The following is a 7,764-nucleotide window of genomic DNA, read 5'->3' as shown; positions in this document are numbered from 1 at the left end:
ACGCGATCGAGCTTGGCATCAAAACCCAAATGTTCGACCGCCGGCTGACCTTCAACGCCGACGTGTTCCATCAGAAGTTCGATGGGTTCCTTGGGCGCACGACCGGCATCTACTTCGATGCTGACCGCGCCACCGGAAAGCAAGACGGGGTGGCGGACGCCCAGTTCGACTTCAACTTCAACGGCGACGCTGAGGTGAACGGCGTCGAGGCTCAGTTGCAGGGTCGCCTGGCTCGCGGCTGGTCGTTCTCGACGAGCGCGGCCTACGTCGACGCCAAGTACAAGAACGCCATGGGGCCGTGCAACGACTTCAACGGCGACGGCAAACCCGATTCCGTCGGAACGCCGAGAGTCTTCACGCCCGCCGGCCAGCCGCTGCGCCCTGTGAGCCTTTGTGCGACCAACGATCGGATCGCCGAGGTTCCCAAGTTCAGTCTGACGGCGAACTCGGAGTATGCTTTCTCGTGGGGCAATCTGGAGCCGTTCGTTCGCGGCCTGTTCAGCTACCGCCCCGGGTTCAACTCGGTGCAGGCCAGCTACAACTATCAGAGCCGCGAACTGCTCAATCTCTATGCGGGCGTGCGCGGGCCGGAAGGGCGTTGGGAGATCACCGCCTTCGCCAAGGACGTGTTCAACCAGCGGCGGGTCACCTTCATCACCCAGGGTGAAGCGCAGACCGCCACCACGTCGACGGCCGGCGGAACGGGCGCTCCGTTCAACTCCGGCTATCGACTCGTCAATGTCAGTTCGCCGCGGGAGTTTGGCCTGTCGGCGACGATCAATTTCTAAAGAGTCCTCGTCGGGCCCAGGGTTGTCGCCCTGGGTCCGCTCGACGGCACGGCCGCGTCGCTCGGCAAACAACCAGGAAGCTTAACGTGATGCATCTTTCCAGGCGCGCCTTGCTCGGAACCGCGGCTAGCCTTTTGGCCGCGCCGGCGGCCCTGGCCGCAACACCGCTTTATCGCGACGCCAAGGCGCCGACGGTGATGCGCGTGCGCGACCTCCTTGGAAGAATGACGCTGGAGGAGAAGGCAGCCCAGCTCTGCTGCCTTTGGTACTCCAAGAGCAAGATTCTCGATGTGGCGAGCGGGGCGTTCTCTCCCGAGAAGGCCGCAGCAGGAATTCCCAACGGTATCGGTCATGTCGCCCGCCCGTCGGACACCGCTGGCGCCAAGATCTATTTTACCGAGTCTTTCCGCACACCGGAAGACACGGTCGCGTTCACCAACGCCGTGCAACGCTACGCCGTCGAGAGCACGCGGTTGGGAGTGCCGATCCTCTTCCACGAGGAGACCGCGCATGGGTTGGCCACAAGTGGCGCGACCAGTTTTCCAATCCCTACCGCGCTTGCCAGCAGCTGGGACCCCGAACTCCTAGAGGAGTGCTTCACCCTCGTGGCGCGACAGGCGCGGGCGCGCGGGGTCGGCGTCGGGCTGAGCCCGGTGCTTGACCTTATTCGCGACCCGCGTTGGGGGCGAAGCGAAGAGTTCTTTGGCGAGGATACGTTCCTGGCCGGGGAAATGGCGACAGCCTCGGTGCGAGGTCTGCAGGGCCGCGCACGTCCAATCGCCAAGGACCGCATCTTCGCCACGCTCAAGCATTTCGTACATGGCACGCCGCTGGGTGGGGTCAACCTTGGCCCGGCCGAGTTTTCAGAGCGGACACTGCGCGAAACCTATTTGCCGCCCTTCCAGAAGGCCATCAGCGAGGGCGGCGCGGCGGTGATAATGCCGTCCTACAACGAGGTTGCCGGCATCCCCGCTCACGCCAACAGAGCGCTTCTGCAGCAGACCGGCCGTGAACTGCTGGGCTTCAAGGGAGCCTATTTCAGCGACTACGGCGCCATCGATCAGCTGGTGACGCTGCACCGCGTGGCCGCCGATCGCAAGGAAGCCGCGACGCTGGCGATGCGCGCGGGAGTGGACGTCGATTATCCAGAGGGTGATTGCTACGCCCACCTGCCCGATCTCGTCCGCGAGGGGCGCGTTTCCATCGCAAGCATTGATGCGGCCGTCGCGCGAGTTCTCGCGTTGAAGTTCGAACTGGGTCTGTTCGAGAATCCTTACGTCGAGGCGGGCAAGGCCGCACGCGCCCTGAGCGATCCGACTGGCCCCGCCTTGGCGCGCAAGGCGGCTCAGCGTTCGATCGTCCTTCTCAAGAATGACGGCTTGCTCCCTCTGAGGGGCGACAAGCCGCTCAAGGTGGCCGTCGTCGGCCCCAACAGCGTCCAAGCCATGCTGGGCGGCTATTCTGGCCGTCCGACAGCGCCGGTCGGCTTGCTTGAAGGCCTCAAAGCCGCTGCGGGCGCTGGTGTTGTTATCGAGCAGGCCGACGGTGTGTGGATCACAAAACCCCTCAAGCCGAATGCGCGGCCTGAAACCGGAACGATCCGGATCGTCCCGCCCGAGGAGAACGCCGCTCGCATTGTCGAGGCTGTCGCCTTGGCGCAACGTTCAGATGTCGTGATCCTGGCGGTTGGCGATAACGAACAGGTGACGCGCGAAACCGTCGCGGCGGGATTTCCCGGCGATCGCAACAGCCTGGGACTATTTGGCGATCAGGACGCGCTCGTCGAGGCGATCCTTGCGACCAAGAAGCCCGTTGTCGGCGTGCTGATCAATGGTCGACCGCTGACCGTCACGAGCCTGGCGCAATCGGCCAACGCTCTGGTCGAGGCCTGGTACCTGGGCGAGCAAGGCGGGCATGCCCTAGCCGATGTCATTTTTGGCAAGGTCAATCCAGGCGGAAAGCTGACCGTGTCGTTCCCCCGCTCGGTCGGCGAGTTGCCAGCATACTACAATCGCCACCCCTCGGCCGATACCTATCCTTACGTTGAGGGGAAGCGCCGGCCACTGTTTCCCTTCGGCCATGGTCTAAGCTTCACCACCTTTGAGTTCTCCGAACCCGTCCTCGACCGCAACGAGATCCGGAGGGGCCAAAGCGTGCGCGTTTCGGTGGACATCACCAATACCGGCGCGCGGGAAGGGGACGAGGTGGTCCAGCTTTATATCACAGACCAGGTCAGTTCGGCGCCTCGTCCCAACCTGGAACTGAAAGGCTTCCAGCGGGTCAGCCTCAAGCAAGGCGAACGCAAGACGGTCTTTTTCGATCTTGGATCGGACGCGTTGTCACTCTGGGATATCGATATGAAATGGACCGTGGAACCCGGCGTGTTCACCATCTCGACTGGACCGAGTTCTGCGCAGCTCAAACGCATCAAACTCACCGTCGCGGCGTAGATCGCATCGAACGCAAGTTTAAGCGAGCGCGACGTTCTAATCCTTTGAACGGCCAGGCGAAGACACTACGATCCCGCGTCTGTCTCCTGGTGTGTCGTGCTCAAGCTTAAGGTTGTTGATGGCGAAGAAATTACAGGACCTGCACGATAGTCAGCCGAGGCGGCCGATTGGACGGCCGAAGGCCGAAAACGCTGCAAGTCTCGAGACGTTGCTGATTGACGTGGCGCGCAAAGCCTTCTTCGAGCACGGCTATGGCGCCACGACTATGGATTCGATCCGTCTCGCTGCCAGGTGTTCGAAGGTCACCCTTTACAAGCGCTTTCCGTCAAAAGAGTCTCTGTTCCGCGCCATCGTCAACGACGCGATGTCCAAATGGGAGAAAGAGCCGGCCTTCACACCGCCTGACGACGCCAATACGCTCGAGGCATCGTTGCGATGGCTGGCTGACCTTTCAATCCGTGCTGCGCTGAGCGAGGATTTTTCACAGTTGAACCGACTTTTGTTCAGCGAGTCGCGGCGCTTTCCAGAACTGGCGGAGGCGCTTTCAAGAGCGTTCAGCTCCGGCCTCGAAAACGTCAAACGCATAATCATTGAGTTTGCCGAGCGCGATCAATATCCCTGCCGCAATCCTGACCGAGCGGCTGAGTATTTCCTGACCTCGATCGCGGGCTGGACCGATATTCAGGTGGTCACCAACAGTAGGCCGACCCCCGAGCAGCGCAAGGCCTGGGTGGACGAGTTTGTTCGACTCTTCCTCGCTAGCCGTTCTGCCTGGTGAAAAAACGACCCGCGGGATCACCGCGGGTCGAAGTCGGGGGGCGTCGAGACGCGCGATCACTTGCGACATCGCGGCCCGGACGCAATCGCCGTCGGCAACACGATATAGTACGATATTGTATCTTTACTCGTCAATTCCCCGGCCGCCTAGTCTCGTTCGCTCTGCGATGCTTTGAGCGTAACGGGGCAGGGGTATGATGACGCGCCCTCTTTCAGTCGCCAATGCTGGCGCACCATTCGGATCGCCGTCGGAAGTCTACAAGACCACCTTGGCGAACAGGTGGTCGGGATGGCCGGGAAAGACATAGTCCATCTCGAGCACAAGCGGTCCGCCGAGCGGTCCGGCGGTGAACAGGTCGGACTCGACAAAGGCCTGGATGGCGTGACGGCCGTAGGGATGGCGGGTGACGTCGGCGAACACCGGCGAGGCGTCCATCCGCGCATCTATCTCGGCCACGCCGGGCTGGGCCCGATTGAGGGTGACCTTCAGACGACCGGCGAAGGCCGGATCGGATTTCTCCAGGTCCCGCAGGCGCGCGATCGTATCTTCGACCTGCTCGAGCGATCGGAACAGCATGCCGACATGGAAGGTGTATTCGGGATCCTGGCCCTGGCCCTGCTGGAACGCCGCCACGGCCGGGTGCTCGCCCTCCTGCCCAACCTTCAGGGCCTCATGGATGGCCTCGACAAGGGCGCGCTGGGCCGGGGGCGAGGCCGACAGATAGACAATGCCGTCGCCCAGACCGCTGACCGCCGGATCGACGATGAAATGATAGAAGGTCCCGCCGGTGGGCAGGGGAAACGCCTGCTCGCGTCGCAGGCCGAAGGCCTCGAGGAACCGCGCGGCGGTCTCCCCGTCCTCCAGCCGCCCGTAGTGGAGCGCCAGGTGGCCCAATGAAATATCGGCCGAGCCCTGGTTGGCCGTGGCGACTGCGGACATGGCGATCTCCCTGTTTCGCCTTGTGATGGCGATTATTAGTAAGTTCTCACAAATGCGATGCGGATCAAGCCGTCGCGTGCGGCGGATGGGCGTTCAAAGCCTCGTCGCGCAGGGCGTTACGCAGGACCTTGCCGGCGGCGTTTCGCGGCAGGTCGGCGACGATCGCGACGAACCGCGGCGCCTTGTAGTTGGCCATCTCGGTGCGCGCCCAGGCGATCAAGGCCTCAGGGGTGAGTTGCGCGCCGGGCTTTGGCACCACGAAGGCCTTGCCGACCTCGCCCATGCGTTCGTCCGGCACGCCGACCACGGCGGCCATCGCCACGCCGGGATGCTCGCAGAGCCGGTGCTCGATCTCGGCCGGGTAGCAGTTGAAGCCGCCGCAGATGTACATGTCCTTCTTGCGGTCGGTGATGCGCAGGGTGGCGTCGGGCGCCAGCACGCCGATGTCGCCGGTGCGCAGCCAGCCCTCGGCGTCGATCGTCTCGGCGGTGGCGACCGGATCATCCAGATAGCCGACCATGACGCCGTAACCGCGCACCAGGATCTCGCCATCGCGGCCAGGCTCGACATCGACGCCGGCGTCATCGACCAGTCGCAGCTCCAGGCCCGGCAGAACGCGGCCGCAGGTCAGCGCCACGCTTTCGGCATCTTGGTCGGGGCGGCTCATGGCGATCACCCCGCACTCGGTCATGCCGTAGCCGGTGACCACGCGCTGGAAGCCCAGTTCGCTGCCCATCCGGCGCACCAGCGACGGGGGCACATTGGCCGCCCCGGTCACCGCCACCCGCAGGCTCGAAAGGTCCAGGTTCTCGCGCGGGGCGGACAGCAAGGACTGGAAAAGGGTCGGCGGGCCGGGCACGAAGCTGACGCCGCCCTGGTCGATCAGGGCCAGGGTCTGGTCGACGTCGAACTGGGCGGTCGGGACCATGGTCGCCCCGACGATCAGGCAGGCCAGCCAACCGGCCTTGTAGCCGAAGGTGTGGAAGAACGGATTGACGATCAGCATCCGGTCTTCCTCGCGCAGGTCGACGATCCTGGCCCACTCGGCGAAGAGCGCGATCACCTGGCCATGGGCGCTGATCACCCCCTTGGGGGCGCCGGTGGTGCCGGAGGTGAAGAGGATGTCGCTGACATCGGTTTCGGACAGAGCCGCGATCGATCGATCGACGGCGGGGGCGCCGGACCCGGCCCCCGAGGCCATGAACGCTGTCCAGGTCTCGGCGCCATCGCCCGGCAGCCGCACGATGGTGCGCAGCTGCGGCAGGTCCTCGCCGGCGATCATCGCCGGGTAGTCGACTCCCAGGAAGGTCTCGACCGTGACCAGAAGGCAGGCCCTGGTCCGGCGCAGAATGTCGCCGGCCTCACGGCCTTTCAGCCGGGTGTTGATCGGCACGACTGCGGCCCCGGCCATTTGCGCGCCGAGGGCGGCCAAAATCCATTCGGGACTGTTGGGGGCCCAGATGGCCACGCGGTCGCCGGGGCCGACGCCCTGGGTCAGGAACGCCGAGGCCGCGCTGCGCGCCGCGTCCAGCAGGCCGGAGAAGCTGATGACCCGCGCGCCGTCGATCAGGGCCGGGCGATCGCCAAACCGCGTCGCCGCCTCGGCGAGCACGGCGGGGATGGTGGAGGGGAGGGTCATTAGCCGCGCGCCTCGCGAGGAAGGCCAAGGCCGCGCTCGGCGATCAGATTGCGCTGGATCTCATTGGTCCCGGCGTAGATCGTGTCGGCGCGCGACATCAAGAACATGTGGGTCAGAGGGGAGAAGCCGCCGCCCGCGACCGCCAGCTCGGCCTCTCGACCGCCGACCGCCATGGCCAGCTCGCCTAGGTCGCGCCGCCAGTTGGACCAGAAGAGCTTGTAGGTCAGGGCTTCTGGACCCAGCGCCCCAGGCTCGCCCGAAAGCATCCGCAGGGCGTGCAGGCGCATGACCTTCAGGCCGGTATCGGCTGTGACCAGGCGCTGGCGGATCAGGGCGTCGCGCGCCGCGCCATTGGCCTTGGCCAGGGCGATGATCTCGTCCAGCTCCGTGCGAAAGCGCATCTGCTGGCCAAGGGTGGAGACCCCGCGCTCGAAGGCCAACAAGCCCATCGCCACGCGCCAGCCGTCACCCTCGGCGCCCACGCGATCGTCCGCCTGGGCGATCGCGCCGTCGAAGAACACCTCGCAGAACTCCGACTCGCCGGTCATCTGGCGGATCGGGCGGACGGTCACACCGGGCTGGTCCATGCGCACGAGCAGGAACGACAGGCCCTTGGGTCCGACGGAGCCAGGCTCGGTGCGGCACAGGACAAAGCACCAGTCGGCGATGGCCCCCATCGAGGTCCAGATCTTCTGGCCCTCGATCCGATAGGTTTCCCCTTCGCGCCAGGCCCGCGTGCGCACGGCCGCCAGGTCCGAGCCGGCATTGGGTTCCGAATAACCCTGGCACCAGATGGACCGGCCCGCGGCGATGTCGGGCAGGAGCCGCGCCTTCTGGTCGGCGTCGCCGAAGGCCAGCAGGGTGGGACCGGCCAGCTCGACGCCGATGTGGCCGATCCGTTCAGGACCGCCGGCGCGGGCGTATTCCTCGGCGAAGATCACCTGCTCGGCGATGCTGGCGTCACGCCCCCCGAACGCGGCCGGCCAGCCGACGCACGACCAGCCAGCTTGCCCGAGCGCGGCTTCCCAGGCGCGGCGCTCGGGGATCTGAGTGACGTGGTCGGACACGCCGCGCAGGTGCGCGAACGATCCTGACAATTGGCTGTGGAGCCAACCGGCCGCTTCGGCGCGATAGGCTTCCAGCTCGGGGGCGTAGGTCAGCTCCATCGGC

At 65.2% G+C, this 7,764-nt stretch carries 5 protein-coding genes and 1 pseudogene; 3 read left to right on the top strand and 3 right to left on the bottom strand.

Translation table 11 applies throughout. The features are described from left to right. The 3 genes and pseudogenes from ASC70_RS21745 to ASC70_RS21735 all read left to right on the top strand — a co-directional run. Positions 1 to 788, top strand: a pseudogene (locus tag ASC70_RS21745) (TonB-dependent receptor); the annotation flags it as partial. Positions 789 to 877: 89 nt separating this feature from the next. Continuing rightward, positions 878 to 3,238 carry a glycoside hydrolase family 3 N-terminal domain-containing protein gene (locus ASC70_RS21740; protein WP_056054547.1) on the top strand — a complete coding sequence of 787 codons (2,361 nt, stop codon included), beginning with the start codon at positions 878 to 880 and terminating at the stop codon, positions 3,236 to 3,238. Between the two features lie 118 nt (positions 3,239 to 3,356). Beyond that, a complete protein-coding gene (locus tag ASC70_RS21735; protein ID WP_056054540.1) occupies positions 3,357 to 4,016 on the top strand; it encodes a TetR/AcrR family transcriptional regulator in 660 nt (219 codons plus the stop codon). Between the two features lie 255 nt (positions 4,017 to 4,271). On the opposite strand, the gene ASC70_RS21730 is transcribed toward ASC70_RS21735, so the two are convergent. The 3 genes from ASC70_RS21730 to ASC70_RS21720 form a co-directional block, all read right to left on the bottom strand. After that, positions 4,272 to 4,955 carry a hypothetical protein gene (locus ASC70_RS21730; protein ID WP_056054538.1) on the bottom strand — a complete coding sequence of 228 codons (684 nt, stop codon included), beginning with the start codon at positions 4,953 to 4,955 and terminating at the stop codon, positions 4,272 to 4,274. Between the two features lie 64 nt (positions 4,956 to 5,019). Continuing rightward, the gene (locus ASC70_RS21725; RefSeq protein ID WP_056054535.1) at positions 5,020 to 6,594 is read right to left on the bottom strand and encodes a FadD3 family acyl-CoA ligase; all 1,575 of its coding nucleotides are present in this window, start codon (positions 6,592 to 6,594) and stop codon (positions 5,020 to 5,022) included. Beyond that, the gene (locus ASC70_RS21720) at positions 6,594 to 7,760 is read right to left on the bottom strand and encodes an acyl-CoA dehydrogenase family protein (RefSeq protein WP_056054532.1); all 1,167 of its coding nucleotides are present in this window, start codon (positions 7,758 to 7,760) and stop codon (positions 6,594 to 6,596) included. The genes ASC70_RS21725 and ASC70_RS21720 overlap by 1 nt, the downstream gene beginning before the upstream one ends. Positions 7,761 to 7,764 lie beyond the last annotated feature (4 nt).

Source organism: Caulobacter sp. Root343, assembly GCF_001425745.1.
GTDB lineage: Bacteria > Pseudomonadota > Alphaproteobacteria > Caulobacterales > Caulobacteraceae > Caulobacter.
This window is presented reverse-complemented; position numbering and strand designations above follow the sequence as displayed.